The organism is Faecalimonas hominis, from assembly GCF_054660755.1.
This window is the reverse complement of sequence record NZ_BAAHSH010000003.1, coordinates 22,164-44,544: the sequence shown is the minus strand read 5'-3', so window position 1 is coordinate 44,544 and position 22,381 is coordinate 22,164. Positions and strand designations below refer to the sequence as shown.

Genomic DNA, 22,381 nt, shown 5'->3' with positions numbered 1-22,381 from the left:
CTTGCGTTTGGGAGAGATACGCATTACAATATTATGTGATTAAAATTTAAAGAGGTATTTATGGAAGAAATCAGAAGAATTTTAGAAGAGAGTTTACATATAGATTTTATACAGGCAACAATCAGTAACCCTAAGAAGAAGGGTGGGATTATGAAGATAAAAGTCCGTCCGGTTATGGTGAAGGAAGAACTTTTATTTCAGTGCGAAATATTTGAAAACAATCAGGCGTTTCACAGAAATTATGTGAGAGAAGAGGCTGTTTCATATCTTGCAGAAATGATGGAGCAGTTCAAACAGATGCAATTAGAAACAAAACAAAGTCAGTATACGGTTTTAGTCAGCAAGAAGGGAAAAGTAACCGTTAAGAAGAAGAAGCAGCCGGGCTGCACAAAACAGGTTGATTTATCTCATAACCGTTCCAAGAAATATATTTTGGAAGAGGGAAAAAGGGTTCCGTTTCTGTGTGATTTGGGAGTGATGACACAGGAAGGGAAAATTGTCAGAACACGTTTTGATAAGTTCAGACAAATAAACCGTTTTTTGGAATTTATTGAAGATGTTTTACCACAGTTAGATAAGGACAGAGAGATTACCATTTTGGACTTCGGGTGTGGAAAATCTTATCTTACCTTTGCAATGTACTATTATTTGCATGAGTTAAAACAATACGATGTACGAATTGTCGGATTGGATTTGAAAAAAGAAGTTATTCGTCACTGCAATGAGTTGAGTGAGAAATACGGTTATGAGAAATTGAAGTTTTTGGAAGGGAATATTGCAGATTACACAGGTGTGGAAGAAGTTGACATGGTTGTGACACTTCACGCCTGCGATACGGCCACGGATTATGCGCTGGCAAAAGCAGTGGGCTGGAATGCAAAAGTCATTTTATCCGTTCCATGTTGTCAGCATGAGGCGAACAATCAGATAAAAAATGAAACGTTAGAGCCGATTTTAAAATACGGCTTAATTAAGGAAAGAATTTCCGCTTTAGTAACGGACGCCCTGCAGGCAGAGTATCTTGAACGGGAAGGATATGAGTCACAGATTTTGGAATTCATTGATATGGAGCATACGCCGAAAAATATTTTAATCCGTGCCATAAAGACAGGAAAGAAAGGAAAAAATGCAGATAGAATTGCTGACTGTGAGCAGCAGTTAAATCTTTCGCTGACATTAAAGAAACTATTAGATAACAAAGGGGAAGTATAAATGAAAAAAAAGATAATAATAGGGAGCGTGGCGGCTGTTATTGTCATTGCGGCGGCCGTTATTTTAGGCATGATTCTCAATAGGGGAACATCAGATAAGACAGAGGAGATGGGAGGAGCAACTCTTCCGATTGTTTCTTTTCAGGAAGGAGAGTATAAAATCAATTCTCTTTACGGCTATACGGACAGTATGGAAATTACATCGGTCAGGGATATGGTTTTGCCTATTTCTGTCGGAACAACAATAAAGGCGGACATACAGGGATATTCCGGAAAAATTAAATCATTTACTTATGAGATATGTACTTTGGACGGAAAAGAAAGTATTAAGCAGGAAACGATAAAGAAAGTAAAAGATACCGTTAATATAGAACTTGGAGATACGATTTCCGATGGGGAAGAAAAAGTATTGAAGATGAAATTAACGCTGGATAGCGGGCAAGATGTTTATTATTATACCCGTGTGTTGAAGGCGACAGAATTTCATGTGCAGCAGTGTTTGGAGTTTGCAGACGATTTTCACAAAAAAACATTCGATGCGGATCAGGTAAATGCATTAAAACCGAGATTGGAGCGTGGAAGTAATCCGAATCCTAGTTCTATCCAGAAAGTAACTTTAAATTCTGACATAAAACAGATCGGCTGGAGCGGGCTTAATCCTGAAATAGTCGGAGATGTTGTATGGCAGATTAAGGAAAGTACGGAGACGTACACTTCTATTTATTTAAAATCTCAGGTGAAATGTAAAGGGGAAGGAGATTCTGAAGACTTATATAATGTGACGGAATTTTTCAAAGTCCGTTTCCTCAAAGGAAAAGGTTCACTGGAAGACTATGAGCGTACGATGAACGAAGTTTTTTCGGGTGACGAGAGTGATTTCTCCGCAAAAGGGGTTGAACTTGGAATTGCCGGCGAAGAAATTCCATATATGGTAAATGAAAAAGAAAACATTATCTCTTTTGTACAGGAGAGAGAAGTGTGGAACTATAATAAAGAAAAAAATGAGATTTCACTTGTATTTAGTTTTGCTGACGGTGAGGAAGATGATATTCGCAGCAGAAATGATAACCATGAAATTGAGTTGGTTTCTATGGATAATAAAGGAAACACAACATTTGTCGTATGTGGCTATATGAATCGCGGAATGCATGAGGGAAAAGTCGGTGCGGGCATATACTATTTTAACAGTGAGAAAAACTATGTGGAAGAAAAGGCGTTTATCCCGAGCGAAAAATCGGGAGAGATAGCGGCAGAAGATTTGATCCAACTCGCCTATTACAGCGAAGAAGAAAACAAACTATATGCAATGTTTGAGGGAACGCTATACGAAATAAATTTGGAGACACAAAAACGTTCCGTGTTGGTAAAAAATTTGGAAGAAGGACAGTACGTCGTTTCCAATGACGGAAAATATATTGCTTATCAGTCCGACGGAAAACTGACCGAAGCAACGGAGATGACAATTCAAAATTTGCAGACCGGAAAAAAATATAAAGTAAAAGCAGAAAAAGGAGAAGTTATCCGTCCGCTCACATTTGTCATGGGAGATGCCGTTTATGGAATCGGTAAAAAGGAAGATATAGGGAAAAATGTATCGGGTAATCAGATTATTCCATTGTATAAAGTAGAAATCCGTAATCAAAAAAATAAGGTGGTAAAAACATATCAGGAAGATCAGTCATATGTTGTGAGCGCCAACACAGAGCATAATATGATTACGCTGGAGAGGGTGCAGAAAAGCGGAGATACATATGCAGGTATTACGCAGCACTATATCACAAACAATAAAGAACAGGAAGAACCGTCCGTAACAGTTGAAACATATACATCGGAAACAAAAGGAACGGTAACAAGACTGGAGGATAAAAAAGCCTCATCAGAAACAAAACCAAAAAGGCTTGTGCAAAAGCAGTTGGCAAAAGGAAAGCCGATAGTGATTGAATTTAATCTGGCAGATGAAGAAAACTGCTATTATGTGTATGGACGGGGAAAACTGCAGGGAATTTATAAGACGGCAGGAGCAGCCATTCTAAAAGCAGATGAGGTAAGAGGAGTAGTAGTTACTTCGCATCAGACAAAAGTCTGGGAGAGAGGGAACAGACAACTTAGATATAATATAGAAAATACATCTGCATTTTCAGTGCAACAGGGCGAAACTTCCCTTCAGGCTTGTCTAAGACAGTTGCTGGAGTATAAAGGGAAAAAAGTGAATGTGGCAAAAGAGATGCAGGACGGAAAATCCGTGATGGATATTTTAAATAAATATTCAGGCGGAGAAGCGGTTGACTTAAGCGGCTGCACCGTAGAACAGTTATGTTACATTATCGGAAAAGGAACTCCGGTTATTGCAATGACAGGAACAGACAGTGCTATTTTATTAGTGGGATATGATGATAAGATGATTACTTATCTAAATCCAAGTACGTCTAAAAAACCGACAGAGGCAATATCTGTAATAGAAAATATGGCAAAGGGAAGTCAGGGAACTTTCTTCGGATATGTAAAATAAAAAAGGGCGTCATGTGAGTATATCACATGGCGCCGTTTACGTTAAGAAACAGTTTTTTTATTTTTAAAAATAACATATTCGTATTTGGAAAGTGCCTTTAACACAATCATTCCAAGTACACCGCAGGAAATAATTTCTCCGATTCCCACCGTAAGCATCATAAATGGAATCGGAAGCGGTACTCCATATCCGTATGCCAAAACAAATGGTACAACAATAGTGTTGGCAATGATTGGCGGAAGTGGAGCGAACAACGAACTCTTTTTGCGCAGAGCATAAGTAAAGCAGGCTGCGACAAGAGTTGCTAAACTTCCGAAAATAATATCAGGAATGATTGCGCCACCTAATATATTTCCAATCAGACAACCGATAAACAATCCCGGAATGGCTGCCGGTGTAAAAAATGGAAGAATGGTGAGGGATTCGGCTATCCTGACCTGAACTTCTCCAAAGCCGAATGGTGCGAACACTACAGTCAACACCACATAGATTGCGGCAATCATTGCCGCCTGTGTCAAAAATGTTACTTTCTGGTTTTTCATATTCAATTCTCCTTTAGTTTTGTTTTACGAGTGGAAGGTCACGAACACTCGGTTTAAATTGCCCTTAAGACCTTGTTTTTCGGGTTTTGCAACGGGTAATAGTGTAGCATATTTCAATAGATTCTGCAAGTAGTAGTTGATTTCACATCTATCGCTATTTCTTAAGATTCCCAATTGCGATAAATTGGAAAATAAGGTATACTATAAAGAATAATGAAAATAATTGTCTGGAAGGATAATTAAATATAAAAAGGAGTTGGGGAAATGGAATTAGTAACAGTAAGAGAATTGTACAAGAACCGTGAACAATATTTAGATAAAGAAATTAGTGTTGGCGGTTGGGTAAGAAGTATTCGTGATTCTAAAACATTTGGATTTATCGTTGTAAATGATGGTTCATTTTTTGAAACATTACAGGTAGTATATCATGATACAATGGAAAATTTTGCGGAGATTTCCAAATTGAATGTAGGTGCGGCAATTATTGTAAAAGGTACATTAGTGGCAACACCACAGGCAAAACAGCCGTTTGAAATTCAGGCAACAGAAGTTATTGTGGAGGGAGCATCTGCACCGGATTACCCGTTACAGAAGAAGCGTCACAGTTTTGAATATTTAAGAACAATTGCACATCTGCGTCCGAGAACAAATACATTCCAGGCAGTATTTCGTGTTCGTTCCTTAATTGCATATGCGATTCATCAGTTTTTCCAGGAAAGAGGATTTGTATATGTCCACACACCAATTATCACAGGAAGTGACTGTGAAGGTGCGGGGGAAATGTTCAGAGTAACGACATTAGACATGGAAAATCTTCCGAAAAATGAAGACGGAACAGTAGATTACAGTCAGGATTTCTTTAACAAAGAAACAAGTCTGACCGTAAGCGGACAGTTGAATGGCGAAACATATGCGCAGGCATTCCGCAACATTTATACATTTGGTCCTACATTTAGAGCGGAAAACTCTAACACAACAAGACATGCGGCAGAGTTCTGGATGGTAGAACCTGAAATTGCATTTGCAGATTTAGATGATAACATGATGCTTGCAGAAGCGATGCTAAAATATATTATCAATTATGTATTGGAAAACGCACCGGAAGAAATGAACTTCTTTAACTCTTTCGTGGATAAAGGACTTTTGGATCGTTTACACAACGTGGCAAATTCAGAGTTTGCCCGTGTGACATATACAGAGGCTATCGAATTACTGGACAAAAATAACGATAAATTTGATTATAAAGTATCTTGGGGAGCAGATTTACAGACAGAGCATGAACGTTACCTTACAGAAGAAGTGTTTAAACGTCCTGTGTTCGTAACAGATTACCCGAAGGATATTAAAGCATTTTATATGAAAATGAACGATGACAACAAAACAGTAGCAGCAGTAGACTGTCTTGTTCCGGGGATTGGTGAAATCATCGGTGGAAGCCAGAGAGAGGACGATTACGAGAAATTATTGGCTCGTATGAACGAAATGGGATTGAAACCGGAAGAATATCAATTCTATTTAGATTTAAGAAAATATGGTTCTACAAGGCACGCAGGATTTGGTTTGGGATTTGAACGTTGCGTAATGTATTTGACAGGTATGTCTAACATCAGAGACGTTCTTCCGTTCCCAAGAACAGTAAATAACTGCGAACTTTAAGAGGAAGAATGGGGCGTGGGAAATTTGAATTTCCGCGCCCTTTTGTATAAAAATAAAAGAGGAAAAGAGTATGAATATTTTAGTAGTTGATGATGAAAGAGAAATAGCAGATGTAGTGGAATTATATCTACAGAGTGATCAGTATCACATTTTTAAATTTTATACAGGGCAGGAAGCACTCGACTGTATAGATAACACGAAAATTGACTTGGCGCTTTTAGACGTGATGCTGCCTGACATTGACGGATTTGAAATCTTGAAAAGAATCCGGGAAAAATATACATTTCCGGTAATTATGCTCACTGCGAAAATTGAATACATGGACAAAATAACAGGGTTGACTTTAGGAGCGGACGATTATATTCCTAAACCGTTTAATCCCCTTGAACTTGTTGCAAGGGTAAAGGCACAACTTAGACGTTACACACAGTATAATGACGTTGGGAAAAATGAAGGGGATATTATAGATTTTGGAGCGCTGTTTTTAAATAGAACATCGCACGAATGTGTCTATTATGATAAAGAACTGACGCTGACGCCGATTGAATTTGACATTCTCTGGCTGCTTTGTGAAAACAGGGGAAGAGTTATCAGTTCGGAAGAGTTATTTAGAACGGTATGGAAAGAGCAATACTATAAAAACAGTAACAATACTGTAATGGTTCATATAAGGCATTTGCGCGAGAAGATGAGTGAGCCGACAGGTAAGTCAGATTTCATTAAGACCGTATGGGGAGTTGGATATAAAGTTGAAGAATAAATACCGCAAATTAAAGTTGAGCGTTTTATTACAAACCGTGTTCGTAACGGCATTGACAGTTTTAGTGGGAGCGTTCCTGTTAGACTATGTCATTGATGGGGTATATAATGAGAGTTTTGGAAGGATTTTCGTAGATGTTTTGATGGACATGGGCGTAGAGCGGGAAACGGCGATAGCGTGGTATTGGAAGTTTATCGGGAACAATAAAGATTTGTTTATGATGGTAGGATTTTTATCGCTATTTGCATTGTTCTTTTACATTGCGCTATCACAAATGACAAAATATCTGCATCAGATTGAGGCGGGAATTGAAAATATTATTTCTGATTCTACAGAACCGGTACACTTAATTACAGAGTTAAGGCCGATTGAAAAACGTTTAAATAAAATTAAGGAAACACTTAAAAAGCAGGAATTGGAGGCAATCGAGGCGGAAAATAGAAAAAATGATTTGGTTGTTTTTCTCGCCCACGATTTAAAAACTCCGTTGACGTCTATTGTGGCATATTTGAGTATGCTTGATTCTCACCCTGATATGTCGGTGGAGGAACGTGCGAGATACACGCATATTTCGCTGGAGAAAGCAATACGGCTAGGAGAACTGATTAGTGAATTTTTTGAGATTACAAGATTTAATCTGCAAAACATCGAGTTGGAAAAAGTGAAATTGAATTTGAGTATGATGCTGGAGCAGTTGGCAGATGAATTGTATGGGGTTTTGCGTGAGAAAAATCTTATCTGTAAAGTGTATATGGAAGACAATCTGGTTGTAGAAGGGGATCCGGATAAATTGGCAAGAGTATTTGATAATATTTTAAGAAATGCGGTTACCTACTGTTATCCGGATACACTTATCGAGATTCAGGCGAAAGATATTGGGGATAATGTTGAAATTATATTTATAAATAAAGGAAAACAGATTCCGCCGGAGAAACTGGACCGGCTATTTGAAAAGTTTTATCGTGTAGATGATGCACGTTCAAGTTCTACCGGAGGGGCAGGACTGGGATTGGCAATTGCAAAAGAGATTGTAGAATTACATTCGGGAACAATTCGTGCAGAAAGTAATGAAGAAGAGACAAAATTTATTGTAAGTTTACCGAAAGGGGAAAAAGATGAAGTTTATTCACATAGCGGACGTACACTTGGGGGCAAAGGCAGACGCAGGAAAAAAATATAGTGCAAACCGCGGAGAGGAAATCTGGGAAAGTTTTGCAAAGATTATAGATATATGCGAGAAAAAAGAAACAGATTTGTTGCTTATAGCTGGTGATTTGTTTCACCGACAGCCATTGCTGCGAGAATTAAAAGAAGTGGATTATTTATTTTCAAAACTGACAAAAACGAAAGTTGTGTTTATAGCGGGCAACCATGATTACATCAAGTGGAATTCGTATTCTAGGACATTTCGTTGGAGCAAGAACGTATTTCCACTTTTAAGTGACCGTTTAGGGTGTGTAGAGTTTAAAGAACATGAAACGGCAGTATATGGTTTCAGTTATTATCAGAGGGAAATTACAGAAAGAAAATATGCGAAAGCAAAAGCATGGAAGAAACAAAAAAATGAAATTCTTTTGGCACACGGCGGAGATGAGAAGCATATACCTATTAATAGAAATGAATTAATTTCTTTAGGATATGATTATATTGCTTTTGGACATATTCATAAACCGATTACTATCGAAGAAAACAAAATAGTTTACTCTGGAGCGCTGGAACCTATTGACAAAAATGATGTCGGTTTACATGGCTACATAGAAGGAGAGATAGAGGACGGAAAAGTTCAGACAAAATTTGTACCGTTTGCCATGCGTGAATATGTGCATATGCATCTGGAGATAGACGATACGGTAACAAATATGCAGTTGAAGGAAATCATACGGGATAGCATAGAGGAGAGAGGAATAAAAAATATTTATAAAATTCTTTTGTGTGGTTTCAGAAATGCCGACATAGAGTTTGATGTTTCCAATACAGATCCATTTGGCAATATATTGGAAATTGTAGATGAGACGAAACCGGCATACCGATTTGAAAAGTTAAAAGAAAAAAATAAAGATAATCTGCTTGGAAAATATATTGAGAGTATAGGTGATTGCGAGTCAGACAGTTTGGAATATATGGCTCTTTATGAAGGTGTAGAGGCACTTTTAGAAACGAAGAAGGGATAACAGGGAATGAAGTTACTGGAAACAATTATAAAGAATTTCGGAAAGTTTTCAGGAAAATCGTGGGAATTTACTGAAGGAATAAATGTGATATATGGCGAAAATGAGTCGGGAAAAACAACATTGTATACGTTTATCAAAAGTATGCTTTTTGGTTTGGAAAGGGGAAGAGGACGTGCGTCTTTAAACGATGAATTTAGTCAGTATGAGCCGTGGGAGAATCCCAATTTTTATTCCGGAATACTGCGCTTTTCTTGTGGAAACAGAAACTTTCGTTTGGAAAGAAATTTTGATAAATATTCAAAAAGTGTCACATTGATTTGTGAAGATGACGGGGAAGAATTGTCTGTTGAACAGGGTGACCTGCAGGTTCTTTTGGACGGGCTTACGCAAGATGCCTTTGAAAATACAGTTTCAATCGGACAACTGAAAGTAAAGACAGAGCAGAGTCTGGCAAACAGACTTCAGGATTACGCGACAAACTATTACACAACCGGGGACGGTGAAATGCACCTGGAAGAGGCGCTAAAATATCTGAATAACAAGAAGAAAGAAGTGGAAAAACAATTCAAGGAAGAATTGATGAAAGAGGACAGGAGAAGAGAAGAAATTGCGTTGGAATCTTCGTATGTCTGGAGAGATATTCACAAGATTGAGCAGAAGTTGGAGGCCGTTGATGAGGAAATACGGGTAAAAGAACTTCAGGAAAAGAAGACTTCAGAAAAGCCGAAATGGAGAGTTCACCCGATAGAAGTGTTGGGAATGTTTGCCGTACTCTTTGCAATTTTTGTTTTGATTCCCCGCCCGTGGAATTATCTCATCGTTATTGTAGGCGCATTGGCTGAAGGCATTTACGTTTGGAACAGAACAAAAGAGGGCAGAAAAAAGGAAGAGTGCATTGAAAATGAGAATGCCATACGAAAATTGCGGTGGGAAAGAAATCATGTTTTTGAGGAGTTGAAAGAGAAACAGGTGCAGCACAGCAATCTGGAAGAGCAGTTGGAAGAACTTCAGGAAGAACAGGAGGAGCATAAAGACTGGAAACGGAAAAAAGAGGCGCTTGACCTTGCATCTGCAAAATTGATTGAAGTTTCCAGACATATGCAGAAAAGTCTCGGACAGGCATTAAATGAAAGGACATCAGAGATTATCAGCCGGATAACAGGCGGAAAATATACACGCTTATTTGTGGAGGACAATCTTAAAATAAGCCTTTTGACGAAGGAAAGAAAAATTCCGCTTGAGAGAGTGAGCAGGGGAACGATAGAGCAAATTTATTTTGCACTCCGTATGGCGTCCGTGGAAATTATGAATGAAGAAGAATTTCCGGTGATTTTAGATGAAACATTTGCCTTTTATGATGAAAAGAGATTACAGTATACGTTGAAATGGCTGGCGGAAAATAAAAAGCAGGTATTACTTTTTACATGTCAGAAACGAGAAGAAGAGTTGTTGAAGAAAATGGAAATTCCATATACATATTATCAGTTTTAGATGCGTTCTCCGTTGCGATATTTTTCAACAATGTGCTGAATACGTTCGTTCGGGCTTAAGATTGAACTGAGAGAACCGTCATGATTTAATGTGTCGATGATTAAAGCGATATATTTGCTCATATCACAGTTGATATAATATGGTTTACTCAATAATTCAGGTGTCTGGTAAATTAAGTTTGTTGTTAAGATACCATGAATAATACCGTCCTCATATGCTTTATCAAATTTTGCAAGACCGTTTGTAAATAAACCAAATGTCGCAGCTGCAAAAATACGTTTTGCTTTTCTTCTTTTTAATTCAGTTGCAACGTCAATGATACTGTCTCCGGAAGAAATCATATCGTCAATGATAATAACGTCTTTTCCCTCTACGTCAGAACCTAAAAATTCATGAGCAACGATTGGGTTACGTCCGTCTATAATCTGCGTGTAGTCACGGCGTTTGTAGAACATACCCATATCAAGACCAAGAACGTTGGCAAGGTATACTGCACGGCTTGTACCGCCTTCGTCAGGGCTGATTGCCATCATATGTTTGCTGTCAATCTGTAAATCAGGCACTGCGCGGAGAAGTCCTTTGATAAACTGGTAAGTCGGGCGGATTGTCTCAAATCCGCTAAGCGGAATTGCATTCTGTACACGAGGATCGTGAGCATCGAAAGTAATGATGTTGTCTACGCCCATATGAACAAGTTCCTGCAGAGCAAGAGCACAGTCCAGAGATTCGCGGCTGCTTCTCTTATGCTGGCGGCTTTCGTATAAGAACGGCATGATAACGTTAATTCTACGTCCTTTACCACCAATAGCAGCGATAATTCTCTTTAAATTCTGGAAATGGTCATCAGGTGACATATGATTTGTGTGACCTGAAAGTGAGTAAGTTAAACTGTAATTGCATACGTCAACCATAAGATAAAGGTCTTTACCTCTTACGGATTCGTTGATAATACCTTTAGCTTCTCCTGAGCCAAAACGTGGTACTTTGGCGTCGATAAGGTAAGAATCTTTTTTGTATCCCGTGAAAACTTCAGATGCAGAGAAATCTTTTGTGCTTTCATTACGCCATTTTACAAGATAGTCATTTACCTTATTTCCTAACTCCTGGCAGCCGTCAACGGCGATAATGCCAAGTGCTCCTACAGGGATATTTTCTAAGTTGCGTTCTTTTCGGTGTAACATTAGTTTGCCTCCATATTCATTAGTTTCTTTTTCAGGCGAATGTCATCGCCTATGAGTTTTAAAAGTTTATAGTTACTTGTGATGCGGGAGAATGTGCGCTGTGAATAATAATCCGAAAAAGTTTCCAGTGCAAGATTTGTAGAAATAATTGTGGATTTCTTTTTCAGCAGGCGTTCATTCAGGCATAAAAATAATTGTGAAGTAGTAAATGAATTGGATAATTCAGTTCCTAAATCATCAATAATTAACAAATCACAGTCGAAGATATGAGAGTTCATCACTTCGGCGGTTTCATCTCTTCCGAATTTACTCTTTTCGAAAATGTTAAAGAGTTCAAATGCGGTAAAATAAATTACGGAATAAGATTTATCAATGAGTTCTTTTGCGATGCAGTTGGATAAGAAAGTCTTGCCAACTCCGGTATCTCCATAGAGAAACAGGTTTTCAAAATCTTCTCCAAATCTATTCACAAAATCAAGGCAGGTCTGATGTGCCTTTCTGATAGCGGCTGATGATGAAAGACCGCTTTTTGCATCGACAAAATTATCGGAATAGTAATCAAAAGAAAAGGTATCAAAATTTTCCTTTTTCAGAATTTCTTTCAGATTGGATTGTGTATACAACAGATCAATAGCTGCCTGTTTAAAGCAAATACACTTTTCATTGCCAATATATCCGGTATCCTTACACAAAGGACATTCATATACCGGTTCAAGATAATCTTCGGGATAGCCGCTTTGGGTAAGTAAATCTGTCTTTTCCTGACAAAGAGAATTCAGTTTTACGCGAAATTCTTCTAAGGCGCGGGAATCACCGTCAAGTAACTTGCGGGCGTATTTAACCCCAAGCATAGAAATAGAATCCTCAAGTTCTTTGAACTTGGGAATCTTTTCATAAATTTCATTATAGCGTTGCGTCAAAATATTCTGACTGCGCAACTGTTTCTGCTCATAGTTACGCATAATCATATCATGTTGAGCGTTTCTTAATGCCACGATACTCTCCTTCTTTTATTGGCTTAAAAGTTGTTTTTCTAAAGAGTCGTAATCATACGTACGACCTTCAAAGTTATTAAATTTATTCTTTATCACAGGTTTTGTCTCTGCTCTTCTGCGGACAACAGTCTGGCGGTGAGCAGAATCCAAACGCTGCAAATCAGAAAGATGATGCACGTTTGATGCAATCCATTTCTTCAAAATAGAATCTGTATATTCAAAACTCGGCTGATGCAATTTAGCCATTGTGCGGTTGCATGCCTCGATAATTAAATCTAAACTAAATCCGTATTCTTCCGTCCACTTCTTAATATATGCCAGTTCCGGTGTGGCAGCGGCACGCCCTTTAATTCCGAAAGCGTTCAAGATAGAATAGCAGTTTTTGTTATAAAATTTTGAACTGTTTCTAGCCTGCTCCACCGTAGTAATATGTTCTTCTGACCAGGCAAGAGCCACTTTCTGAATGTAATGAATACTCTTATGACCGTTCTCCACACAATATTCAATTAAGTATTCTACTAAATCTGCAGAAAAATGCAAGGTGTCATAAAAATATGTAATGGCTTCAATGTCCGTGCCGGACAAAGTTTTTCCAAGATACTGCTCAGCAATGAAAAGCAAAGACTTCAATTCTTTGCGGTTTTTAAACTGTTCAATGCTGGAAGCCTTTGCCACAGGTTTCTCCTCTGCTAATTCTTCCTGAATGACAGGGGAAGATTCAACAATCGGTTCAGGTTCTTCCACGATAACTTTCTCATGGACATCTTCATGATTTCCGCCCATACTGATGCCGTCAATTTCATTGGAGGAATCATAAGTAAGAGAAATGAGTCCCTCTTTTTCCCAATATTTCAAAGCACGCAAAATATCTTTCTCCGTATTTTCAAGACAATCAGCAATGGTAGAGATTGTCATGGTAGTGCAAGGATTCTGCAAATGGCGAAGTAAAAATAAATATACCTTCACATACTCCCCGTTTGCCTGTGCCATATAATTGTCTATAAAATTATTCTCAATCCATGTGGAATTCATCTGAAGATGATTGTGTAATTTTAATGCTTTCATTGTATCTTTACCCCTTCAAAAAGTAAGTTCTTCTTCGTTCGTATGCGTATTATAACACTATATCTGCATAGGACAAAGAACTTTTCGGTGGAAAACTTGGCTTTTTTGTGGATAAAAAAATTGTGGATAATGTGGATAACTATGTGGAAAGTAACGATTCTCCAATGTTTACAACGTCTCCCGCACCCATAGTTATCAACAAATCATCGTGGATACAGTGTTTAAGAACAAAGTTTTCCACAGACTTAAAGTCAGGAAAATAGTGTGCATCAGTTCCCAATTTTTTAATTTCTTCTGCGAGAAGTTCCGAGGACATACCTAAAGTGTCGGTCTCCCTTGCCGCATAAATGTCGACGAGAAGAACATGATCAGCAAGAGAAAGCGCCTCCGCAAATTCGTGGAAAAATGCTTTCGTTCTCGTGTAGGTGTGGGGCTGGAAAATACACCAGGTTTCTCTGTGCGGGTAATGTTTTACAGAAGAAAGTGTCGCCGTAATTTCTGTCGGGTGATGTGCGTAATCATCAATAATTGTAAATCCGTTCAACTCTCCTTTATATTCAAAACGTCTGTCCGTTCCCGAGAAAGACAGAAGTCCCTTCTTGATGGATTCCAATGGTACATTAGTGAGTTCACCTACTGCAATGGCAGAAAGCGCATTGGACACATTGTGTTCCCCTGTCACGGAAAGAGAGATGCGGTCTGCAAACTCTCCAAAACGGTAGAAATCAAAAGAAGTACAGCCTGTTTCGTTGTAACTGATATTTTTTGCGCTGTAGTCATAATCACCGTGAAGGCCATAAGTAAGTATACGACAGGTCAGACCGTCTGTGATGGCTTCGATTTTCTCGATTTCCCCGTTAATAATTAATGTGCCTTCTTCATTTTGAGGGAGTAACTGTGCGAAACGGTGGAAAGACTGACGAATGTCATCAATATCTTTGAAAAAGTCCATATGGTCCTCTTCCACGTTTAAAATAATGCTGATTTTCGGAAGAAAATGCAGGAAACTGTTTGTGTATTCGCATGCCTCCGTAACGAAAACGCCTGAATTACCGACACGGATATTTCCGTTGATTGCTTTTAGAATACCTCCTACGGAAATGGTAGGATCCTTTTCACCCTCTAAGAGAACGTGGGATAACATGGAAGTTGTTGTTGTTTTTCCGTGTGTTCCCGAAACAGCGATTGGACATTCATAGTTTGTCATCAACTGCCCGAGAAGTTCGGCTCGGGATAGCATTGGAATGTTTTGGCGCACGGCTTCCGCAAATTCTTCATTATCTTCGTGAATGGCAGCCGTATAAACGACAACATCAATTCCATCTATAATATTAGATGCTTTCTGACCGTAAAAAATTGTTGCGCCTTTTCCCGCGAGATGGTCGGTCAGAGCAGATTCTTTATTATCGGAACCTGAAACGGTAAATCCTTCTTTTAATAAAATTTCAGCCAAACCGCTCATACTAATTCCGCCGATGCCGATAAAATGTACATGGATTGGCTTCTTAAAATCAATTTTATACATAAATATGCTCCCCTATTTTTCTTTTTTTTCATTTTTAAACATATTTTATAGTCTACCCTTATATTATAACTATTGTAGGATAAAATGCCAAGCCATTTCTTTTTGTGAGTTTTGTATGAAAAAAGAAAAAAAGAAGAAAAGAATCTGTAAATATTGTTCACGAATGGGTTTGTGTATGCTATAATAAGATTATTATTACTGGAAGGGGCGATGACATGATAAAAAAAGAAATGATAGCAATGCTTTTAGCAGGTGGACAAGGCAGCAGACTTGGAGTTCTGACTGCAAAAGTAGCGAAGCCGGCCGTCTCATTTGGCGGGAAATACAGAATTATTGATTTTCCGCTGAGCAACTGTATCAACTCCGGAATTGATACGGTAGGAGTATTGACACAATATCAGCCATTAAGACTAAACACGCACATCGGAATCGGAATACCGTGGGATTTAGACCGCAATGTGGGAGGAGTAACCGTACTGCCGCCGTATGAAAAGAGTACAAGCAGTGAATGGTATACGGGAACGGCAAACGCCATTTATCAAAATTTAGATTATATGAGTGCATACAATCCGGACTATGTATTGATTTTATCCGGAGACCACATATATAAGATGGATTATGAAGTGATGTTAGATTTTCATAAAGAGAATAATGCGGATGTTACGATAGCGGCGATGCCTGTACCTCTGGAGGAAGCGAGCCGTTTTGGAATTGTAATTACGGACGATGAAGGTAAAATCGAAGATTTTGAAGAGAAACCGGCACAGCCTAGAAGTAATCTTGCTTCTATGGGAATTTACATATTCAGCTGGCCTGTATTAAAAGAGGCATTGCAGGAACTGTCAAGCCAGCCAAACTGTGACTTTGGAAAACACATTATTCCATACTGCCACAGTAAAAATCAGAGATTATTTGCTTATGAATATAATGGATATTGGAAGGACGTAGGAACATTAAGTTCATATTGGGAAGCAAATATGGAATTGATTGATATTATTCCTGAGTTTAATCTGTATGAAGAGTTTTGGAAAATTTATACGAATTCCGGAGTGCTTCCGCCAAACTATGTCTCAGAGCAGTCCGTCATAGAGAGAAGTATTATCTGTAACGGGGCAAGTATTTACGGTGAAGTACATAATTCCATTCTCGGCTCAAGAGTACGAATTGGAAAAGGAGCAATTATCAGGGATTCCATTATTATGAATGAAACGGAAATTGGCGAAAACTGTGTAGTGGATAAGGCGATCATTGCTGAAAACGTTAAAGTCGGCGACAATGTCACAATTGGAATCGGAAGTGATATACCGAATAAAATGAGACCGGATATTTATAATTCGGGATTGACAACAATAGGAGAAAAGAGCGTAATTCCGTCCGGTGTGCAGATTGGGAAAAATACCGCCATTAGTGGTGTGACATCAAAAGAAGATTACATAGGTGGAGTGCTTGAAAGTGGTGAAACATTAATAAAGGCAGGTGAGAGATAGTTATGAGAGCAGTAGGTATTATTTTAGCAGGTGGTAACAATAACAGAATGAAAGAACTGACGAATAAACGTGCGGTTGCGGCAATGCCTGTTGCGGGAAGTTACAGATGTATTGACTTTGCATTGAGCAATATGACAAATTCCAACATACAGAAGGTGGCAGTGTTGACACAGTATAATGCAAGGTCTTTAAATGAGCATATGAATTCGTCAAAATGGTGGAATTTCGGAAGAAAACAGGGCGGTCTGTATGTATTTACTCCTACCATTACAAAGAACAACGGATACTGGTATAGAGGAACAGCGGACGCAATCTATCAGAACCTTGATTTCTTAAAGAAATCACATGAACCATATGTCATCATTACTTCAGCAGATGCAGTTTATAAGTTAGACTATAACGAAGTTTTGGAATATCACATTAAAAAACAGGCAGATATTACGGTTGTATGCAAAGACTTGGAGCCGGGTGATAATCCGAGACGTTATGGAACAATCAAGATGAATGAAGACAGCCTGATTGAAGAGTTTGAGGAGAAGCCGATGCTGGCAAAATCAAGAACGATTTCAACGGGAATCTATGTACTTCGCAGAAGACAGTTGATTGATTTGATTGAAAAAGCGGCAGAGGAAGAGAACTATGATTTTGTAACCGACATTTTAATTCGCTATAAGAATGTGAAGAAGATTTACGGATATAAGATTAAAAATTATTGGAGCAATATTTCGACGGTAGATGCTTATTACAAGACGAATATGGATTTCCTGAAACCTGAGATAAGAGAGTATTTCTTCCATGAATTGCCGAGAGTATATTCTAAAGTAAGTGATTTGCCGCCGGCAAAATATAATCCGGGGGCAGTTGTGAAAAACAGTTTGGTAGCAAGTGGAACTATTATCAATGGTACAGTTGAAAATTCCATTCTATTTAAAAAAGTATTTGTTGGAAATAACTGTATTATTAAAAACTCAATCATTCTGAATGATGTGTATCTTGGGGATAATACATATATTGAAAACTGTATTGTGGAAAGCAGAGATACGATTCGAGCCAATACCCGCTATATCGGTGAGGACGGAGTGAAAGTTGTAGTAGAAAAAAATGATAGATATACATTATAATTAAGGAGGCCAAAGATATGCAGATTACAGATGTACGAGTAAGAAAGGTAGCAAAAGAAGGAAAATTAAAAGCGGTAGTGTCAATTACCATGGACGAAGAATTTGTAGTACATGATATCAAAGTAATTGAGGGAGAAAAAGGATTATTTATCGCAATGCCAAGTAAGAAATCATTAGATGGGGAATACAGAGATATTGCACACCCAATTAATTCGGAAACAAGAGACAGGATACAGAGTACAATTTTAGCAAAATATGAAGAGGTATTACAGGAAGAACCTGAAGTTGAAGAAGTTGTATAAAGTTTAGCAGGGAGAAAGTGTCACGGAATCGAAAAGAGATTTTGTGACACTTTTTTATGTAAATTGTGTATAATAGATAAAAAATGAAAGGAAGCAGGAATGGATATAAAAGATTACATTGTGTACGAAGATGAACATTTGCTTGTCTGTCATAAACTACCTAAAATAGCGACTCAGACAAGCCGAATCGGGGAAAAAGATATGGTGAGCCTGCTGAAAAACTATTTACATCAGCAGTCGTCAAAAAAACAGGAACCGTATCTTGCCGTTATACATCGCCTGGACCAAATGGTAGAAGGGCTGCTTGTATTTGCAAAAACACCTTTTGCGGCAAAAGAGTTAAGCAGACAGTTGCAGCAAAAAGGATTTGGAAAGGAATATAGGGCGGTTGTCTGCAAAACTCCGCAGCAGCAGGAGGGAACACTTGTCAACTATATGGTAAAAGATAAGCGTTCCAATACTTCTCGCGTATGCGGTGAAAATGAAATGGGAGCAAAAAAAGCAGTATTACACTACAAAGTGACGGAAGAACAAGGCGACGGGACAGCGGTGTTACATATTTGTCTGGAAACAGGCAGACACCACCAGATAAGAGTACAGTTGTCAAATATTGGTTGTGGAATTATGGGTGATGCGAAATACAATGCGGGCAATTATGAGCAGGAGAAGTGGGATAAGATTGCCCTCTGTGCGTACAGGCTGCGGTTTGTACACCCAAAGACAAAGAAGGAAATGGTATTTGAGTTGGAGTAATTATATAGCGTTTTTTAAGGAACTCTGATATAATATAACTTATAGAATTCCTCTGCAAACGGAGGAAACTGAATGAAGAAACAATTAAAGAACCTTACAATTAAAGATAATTTTATGTTTGCGGCAGTCATGTTAGATAAGGAAAACTGCAAAGGCTTTTTGGAGAGAGCGTTACAGATAAAAATCGACCATGTAGAAGTCTGTACGGAGAAAAATATTGTCTATCACCCGGAATATAAAGGCGTGCGTTTGGACGTATATGCAAAAGACGAAAATAATACACGTTATAATGTAGAAATGCAGGTGTCTTCTCAAAGTGCTTTGGGATTGAGAAGCAGATATTATCAGAGTCAGATGGATATGGAGATGTTATTGTCGGGGTGTGAATATTCCGAACTTCCGAATAGTTATGTTATTTTTATTTGTGATTTTGATCCGTTTGGCGAAAAGAAATATAAATATACTTTTGCGATGGAATGTACAGAAATTAAGACGGTTGAATTACAGGATAAAAGAAATATCGTATTTCTAAGTACAAAAGGTGAGAACGACGCGGAAGTCCCGAAAGAACTTGTGCGTTTCTTAAAATTTGTAAAAGCAGATTTAAAGGAAAGTCAAAATGACTTTGAAGATGAATATGTAAGGAAAATACAGGAATTTGTGAAGCATATTAAACAGAATAGGGAAATGGAGGAAAAATATATGCTTTTTGAAGAATTGCTGAAAGATGAAAGAGAAGTTGGAAGGAAAGAAGGATTGGAACAGGGACGTAACGAAGGCATTTCTGAGGGAAGAAACTTGGGAATGTCTGAGATTTTGAAAATGTTTTTATCTAAATTTGATATACTTCCAAAAGAACTTCAGAACAAAATTTCTGAAGAAGAGGACGAAGAAATTTTAAAATACTGGATACGGATTGCAAGTGAGGTAAAATCATTAGATGAATTTATTTCTAAAATGTAAATAATCTCTTCTAAAAATTCAAATCTATTTACCGCAAATCCGAGCGTAAGGGTTTGCGGTTATAAGTAAACAAATCAATGCCGGTTCAGGCAGATATTCAATGAGAAAGCGGAGGAATTCTATAATATAACTATACTTTCAGGTTACGGACTTGACAAAGATGTGCATTTCCCGTAAAATTACGGATAGTTATACAGATTGGCGATGAAAAGGATTAGTATATATAGAAGAAGTTACAGAGAGGAAATTTATGGTGGAATATTTCTACGGGCGCTATATAGAACCTGCCTTCGAGCTTTGTATGAAAATACAACGTATCTCTGCGTTAAAGGGAAGAAAGTGAATTATGATAAACAGGTATATGTTGTCATAATTAATTAGGGTGGTACCGCCGAGTTTTTCGGTCCCTTTAGGGAACGAAAAATCCGGCGTTTTTTGTTTCCGTAAACTATCAAATGAAGTAGTAAAAAGGAGAGAGTGCTATGGCAAAAGAAAAGAAATTTGTAGAAGCGATTACTTCCAGAGATGAAGATTTCGCGCAGTGGTACACAGACGTAGTAAGCAAAGCGGAGTTATGTGACTACACAGGAGTAAAAGGCTGTATGGTTTATCTGCCAAACGGATATGCAATCTGGGAGAAGATTCAGGCAGACCTAGATAAAAGATTTAAAGAAACAGGCGTAGAAAACGTATACCTTCCAATGTTGATTCCGGAAAATCTTCTTCAGAAAGAAAAAGATCATATTGAAGGATTTGCACCGGAAGTTGCCTGGGTTACACATGGAGGAAATGAACCGCTTCAGGAGAGAATGTGTATCAGACCTACATCTGAAACATTATTCTGTGACCATTGGAGCAAAACAGTACAGTCTTACAGAGACCTTCCAAAGATTTGGAATCAATGGTGTTCAGTACTCCGCTGGGAGAAAACAACAAGACCGTTCCTGCGCTCAAGAGAGTTTTTATGGCAGGAAGGACACACGATTCATGCAACATATGAGGAAGCGGAAGAAAGAACAATTTTGATGCAGAAGATTTACAAAGACTTTATTGAAGAAAGTCTTGCAATCCCACTTGTTGCAGGTAAGAAGACAGACAGTGAAAAATTTGCAGGCGCGGAAGACACTTATACCGTTGAAGCATTGATGCATGACGGAAAAGCGTTGCAGGCAGCGACAAGTCATTTCTTCGGAAGCGGATTTGCAGATGCATTTGACATTAAATATTTGGATAAAAACAATGAGTTGCACAGCGTATATGAAACGTCTTGGGGCTTAACAACAAGAATGATTGGTGCGATTATTATGGTACACGGAGATGACAGCGGACTTGTTCTTCCACCAAGAATTGCACCTGTACAGACAAGAGTAATTCCAATTGCTCAGCATAAAGAAGGTGTTCTTGAGAAAGCAACAGAACTTATGAACACATTAAAAGCGGCAGGATATGCTGTCAACATGGACAGTTCAGATAAGAGTCCGGGGTGGAAATTCAGTGAGCAGGAAATGCAGGGAATTCCAACACGTATTGAAATCGGGCCAAAAGATATTGAAAATAATCAGGTTGTCGTTGTACGACGTGATACAAGAGAAAAAATTGTTGTATCTTTAGATGAAATTACAACAAAATTAGGTGAGATTTTGGAAACAATCCAGAAAGATATGTTTGATAAAGCAAAAGCATTCCTTGATTCTCATATTGATACAGCGGTTACGATGGACGAAATGATTGAGAAATCCCAGGAAAACCGTGGGTTTATCAAAGCTATGTGGTGTGGAGATGAGGCGTGTGAAGATGAGATTAAGGCACAGACAGGCGGCGCTTCTTCACGTTGTATTCCACCTGAACAGGAGCATTTGTCAGATGTTTGTATCTGTTGTGGAAAACCTGCAAAACATATGGTTTATTGGGGAAAATCTTATTAAAAAAGATTGCGCATATGCGCAATCTTTTTTAATACTCAGAAACAACAGAAATTCGTTGTTGTACATGTTTTCCTTTTATGATTTCATCAACCATAGCTATTGCATAGTCGGCATAACTGATTACACTTTCACCCTTAGAGTTTAAAGTCAACTCTTCTCCACCTAAAATATATTTTCCGGTTCTTTCTCCGTCTGCCTGAAAATCTCCGGCAGGGCTTATATATGTCCAATTTACGTCATTTCTCGTACGAAGGTGACGCAGAGCCTTATCGTGTGCTTCTGCCAAAGGCTTAAATGCTTCAGGAAAATCAGCCCCATCGGCTACACATAAAGTATGTTCTTTATTGATATAGAGGCTGCCGGCACCACCGACAATCAGCAGACGCGTATTTTTACCTGATAGCAAATCACAAAGGTGTTTTACTGCTCTAGGAATATTGTCAATGGTTTCCGGTGTCCATGCACCGAAAGCATCAACTATGACATCGAAATCTGCCAAGTCAGCTGAAGTGAGTTCAAAAAGGTCTTTTAAGACAACTTTCCCGGCAGCGGACCTATTTTCGCCACGCACGATAGCGGTAACGTCGAGTCCTCTATCCGCTGCTTCTTTCGTGATTAATTTACCTGCTTTACCATTTGCACAAACAACTGCAATCTTCATAATGATTACCTCCTCGATTTATTGTTTTATTTATGGCTTGTTGTTTTCCGTTTACAAGATTAT

The 22,381-nt window shown here is 38.3% G+C and carries 19 protein-coding genes and 1 other annotated feature; of the genes, 13 read left to right on the top strand and 6 right to left on the bottom strand.

What is annotated here, in order from left to right; all coding sequences use genetic code 11:
- Window positions 1–60: 60 nt before the first annotated feature.
- Window positions 61–1,212: a class I SAM-dependent methyltransferase gene (locus tag ACYQ35_RS00500; protein ID WP_459829086.1), complete on the top strand. Its 1,152-nt coding sequence runs from the start codon at window positions 61–63 to the stop codon at window positions 1,210–1,212.
- Entirely contained in the window at window positions 1,213–3,720 is a 2,508-nt protein-coding gene (locus tag ACYQ35_RS00495) for a cysteine peptidase family C39 domain-containing protein (protein WP_459829083.1), read from the top strand.
- 41 nt (window positions 3,721–3,761) lie between these two features.
- On the opposite strand, the gene ACYQ35_RS00490 is transcribed toward ACYQ35_RS00495, so the two are convergent.
- Window positions 3,762–4,262, bottom strand: a complete 501-nt coding sequence (locus ACYQ35_RS00490; RefSeq protein ID WP_009462483.1) for a QueT transporter family protein — start codon at window positions 4,260–4,262, stop codon at window positions 3,762–3,764.
- Between the two features lie 264 nt (window positions 4,263–4,526).
- Here ACYQ35_RS00490 and asnS point away from each other — a divergent pair, with 264 nt between their 5' ends.
- The 5 genes from asnS (at window position 4,527) to ACYQ35_RS00465 (ending at window position 10,340) form a co-directional block, all read left to right on the top strand.
- Window positions 4,527–5,918, top strand: a complete 1,392-nt coding sequence (gene asnS / locus ACYQ35_RS00485) for an asparagine--tRNA ligase (protein WP_459829079.1) — start codon at window positions 4,527–4,529, stop codon at window positions 5,916–5,918.
- 70 nt (window positions 5,919–5,988) lie between these two features.
- Window positions 5,989–6,678 (top strand): VanR-ABDEGLN family response regulator transcription factor, encoded by a 690-nt coding sequence (vanR, locus tag ACYQ35_RS00480; protein WP_009462481.1) that lies wholly within the window; start codon window positions 5,989–5,991, stop codon window positions 6,676–6,678.
- Window positions 6,668–7,858, top strand: a complete 1,191-nt coding sequence (locus ACYQ35_RS00475) for a sensor histidine kinase (protein WP_009462480.1) — start codon at window positions 6,668–6,670, stop codon at window positions 7,856–7,858. Before vanR ends, ACYQ35_RS00475 begins: the two co-directional genes overlap by 11 nt.
- Complete coding sequence (locus ACYQ35_RS00470) at window positions 7,794–8,849, top strand: metallophosphoesterase family protein (protein WP_459829075.1); 1,056 nt, start codon at window positions 7,794–7,796, stop codon at window positions 8,847–8,849. Before ACYQ35_RS00475 ends, ACYQ35_RS00470 begins: the two co-directional genes overlap by 65 nt.
- A gap of 6 nt (window positions 8,850–8,855) precedes the next feature.
- The gene (locus tag ACYQ35_RS00465; protein WP_459829072.1) at window positions 8,856–10,340 is read left to right on the top strand and encodes an ATP-binding protein; all 1,485 of its coding nucleotides are present in this window, start codon (window positions 8,856–8,858) and stop codon (window positions 10,338–10,340) included.
- On the opposite strand, the gene ACYQ35_RS00460 is transcribed toward ACYQ35_RS00465, so the two are convergent.
- The 4 genes from ACYQ35_RS00460 to murC all read right to left on the bottom strand — a co-directional run bounded on the left by ACYQ35_RS00460 (window position 10,337) and on the right by murC (window position 15,106).
- On the bottom strand, window positions 10,337–11,521 hold the full coding sequence (locus ACYQ35_RS00460; RefSeq protein WP_009462477.1) for a ribose-phosphate pyrophosphokinase: 1,185 nt from the start codon (window positions 11,519–11,521) through the stop codon (window positions 10,337–10,339). The genes ACYQ35_RS00465 and ACYQ35_RS00460 overlap by 4 nt on opposite strands.
- Window positions 11,521–12,516, bottom strand: a complete 996-nt coding sequence (locus ACYQ35_RS00455) for an ATP-binding protein (RefSeq protein WP_009462476.1) — start codon at window positions 12,514–12,516, stop codon at window positions 11,521–11,523. The genes ACYQ35_RS00460 and ACYQ35_RS00455 overlap by 1 nt, the downstream gene beginning before the upstream one ends.
- Window positions 12,517–12,531: 15 nt before the next feature.
- Complete coding sequence (locus ACYQ35_RS00450; protein ID WP_459829068.1) at window positions 12,532–13,581, bottom strand: DnaD domain protein; 1,050 nt, start codon at window positions 13,579–13,581, stop codon at window positions 12,532–12,534.
- A gap of 139 nt (window positions 13,582–13,720) precedes the next feature.
- A complete protein-coding gene (murC, locus tag ACYQ35_RS00445; protein WP_459829066.1) occupies window positions 13,721–15,106 on the bottom strand; it encodes a UDP-N-acetylmuramate--L-alanine ligase in 1,386 nt (461 codons plus the stop codon).
- A gap of 215 nt (window positions 15,107–15,321) precedes the next feature.
- Here murC and ACYQ35_RS00440 point away from each other — a divergent pair, with 215 nt between their 5' ends.
- From ACYQ35_RS00440 to proS, 6 genes are all read left to right on the top strand, one after another.
- Window positions 15,322–16,593 (top strand): glucose-1-phosphate adenylyltransferase, encoded by a 1,272-nt coding sequence (locus tag ACYQ35_RS00440; protein WP_009462472.1) that lies wholly within the window; start codon window positions 15,322–15,324, stop codon window positions 16,591–16,593.
- A gap of 2 nt (window positions 16,594–16,595) precedes the next feature.
- Window positions 16,596–17,714, top strand: a complete 1,119-nt coding sequence (glgD, locus tag ACYQ35_RS00435) for a glucose-1-phosphate adenylyltransferase subunit GlgD (protein WP_009462471.1) — start codon at window positions 16,596–16,598, stop codon at window positions 17,712–17,714.
- Window positions 17,715–17,731: 17 nt separating this feature from the next.
- Window positions 17,732–18,016 (top strand): septation regulator SpoVG, encoded by a 285-nt coding sequence (gene spoVG, locus ACYQ35_RS00430; RefSeq protein ID WP_009462469.1) that lies wholly within the window; start codon window positions 17,732–17,734, stop codon window positions 18,014–18,016.
- 99 nt (window positions 18,017–18,115) lie between these two features.
- Entirely contained in the window at window positions 18,116–18,769 is a 654-nt protein-coding gene (locus ACYQ35_RS00425; protein WP_009462467.1) for an RluA family pseudouridine synthase, read from the top strand.
- Between the two features lie 72 nt (window positions 18,770–18,841).
- On the top strand, window positions 18,842–19,732 hold the full coding sequence (locus tag ACYQ35_RS00420) for an Rpn family recombination-promoting nuclease/putative transposase (RefSeq protein WP_009462465.1): 891 nt from the start codon (window positions 18,842–18,844) through the stop codon (window positions 19,730–19,732).
- A 195-nt stretch (window positions 19,733–19,927) separates the two neighbouring features.
- Window positions 19,928–20,144: a binding site (T-box leader), on the top strand.
- Window positions 20,145–20,214: 70 nt separating this feature from the next.
- A complete protein-coding gene (gene proS, locus ACYQ35_RS00415) occupies window positions 20,215–21,657 on the top strand; it encodes a proline--tRNA ligase (protein ID WP_459829060.1) in 1,443 nt (480 codons plus the stop codon).
- A gap of 28 nt (window positions 21,658–21,685) precedes the next feature.
- Here the strand turns inward: proS and ACYQ35_RS00410 are convergent, their stop codons facing one another.
- Window positions 21,686–22,318: an NAD(P)-dependent oxidoreductase gene (locus tag ACYQ35_RS00410; protein WP_009462461.1), complete on the bottom strand. Its 633-nt coding sequence runs from the start codon at window positions 22,316–22,318 to the stop codon at window positions 21,686–21,688.
- Window positions 22,319–22,381 lie beyond the last annotated feature (63 nt).

Excerpts from the sequence above, each read along its gene's own strand:
- ACYQ35_RS00500 (WP_459829086.1), top strand. The coding sequence starts at position 61 with ATGGAAGAAATCAGAAGAATTTTAGAAGAGAGTTTACATATAGATTTT.
- ACYQ35_RS00495 (WP_459829083.1), top strand. The coding sequence starts at position 1,213 with ATGAAAAAAAAGATAATAATAGGGAGCGTGGCGGCTGTTATTGTCATT.
- ACYQ35_RS00490 (WP_009462483.1), bottom strand. The coding sequence starts at position 4,262 with ATGAAAAACCAGAAAGTAACATTTTTGACACAGGCGGCAATGATTGCC.
- asnS (WP_459829079.1), top strand. The coding sequence starts at position 4,527 with ATGGAATTAGTAACAGTAAGAGAATTGTACAAGAACCGTGAACAATAT.
- vanR (WP_009462481.1), top strand. The coding sequence starts at position 5,989 with ATGAATATTTTAGTAGTTGATGATGAAAGAGAAATAGCAGATGTAGTG.
- ACYQ35_RS00470 (WP_459829075.1), top strand. The coding sequence starts at position 7,794 with ATGAAGTTTATTCACATAGCGGACGTACACTTGGGGGCAAAGGCAGAC.
- ACYQ35_RS00465 (WP_459829072.1), top strand. The coding sequence starts at position 8,856 with ATGAAGTTACTGGAAACAATTATAAAGAATTTCGGAAAGTTTTCAGGA.
- ACYQ35_RS00460 (WP_009462477.1), bottom strand. The coding sequence starts at position 11,521 with ATGTTACACCGAAAAGAACGCAACTTAGAAAATATCCCTGTAGGAGCA.
- ACYQ35_RS00450 (WP_459829068.1), bottom strand. The coding sequence starts at position 13,581 with ATGAAAGCATTAAAATTACACAATCATCTTCAGATGAATTCCACATGG.
- murC (WP_459829066.1), bottom strand. The coding sequence starts at position 15,106 with ATGTATAAAATTGATTTTAAGAAGCCAATCCATGTACATTTTATCGGC.
- ACYQ35_RS00440 (WP_009462472.1), top strand. The coding sequence starts at position 15,322 with ATGATAAAAAAAGAAATGATAGCAATGCTTTTAGCAGGTGGACAAGGC.
- glgD (WP_009462471.1), top strand. The coding sequence starts at position 16,596 with ATGAGAGCAGTAGGTATTATTTTAGCAGGTGGTAACAATAACAGAATG.
- spoVG (WP_009462469.1), top strand. The coding sequence starts at position 17,732 with ATGCAGATTACAGATGTACGAGTAAGAAAGGTAGCAAAAGAAGGAAAA.
- ACYQ35_RS00425 (WP_009462467.1), top strand. The coding sequence starts at position 18,116 with ATGGATATAAAAGATTACATTGTGTACGAAGATGAACATTTGCTTGTC.
- ACYQ35_RS00420 (WP_009462465.1), top strand. The coding sequence starts at position 18,842 with ATGAAGAAACAATTAAAGAACCTTACAATTAAAGATAATTTTATGTTT.
- proS (WP_459829060.1), top strand. The coding sequence starts at position 20,215 with ATGGCAAAAGAAAAGAAATTTGTAGAAGCGATTACTTCCAGAGATGAA.
- ACYQ35_RS00410 (WP_009462461.1), bottom strand. The coding sequence starts at position 22,318 with ATGAAGATTGCAGTTGTTTGTGCAAATGGTAAAGCAGGTAAATTAATC.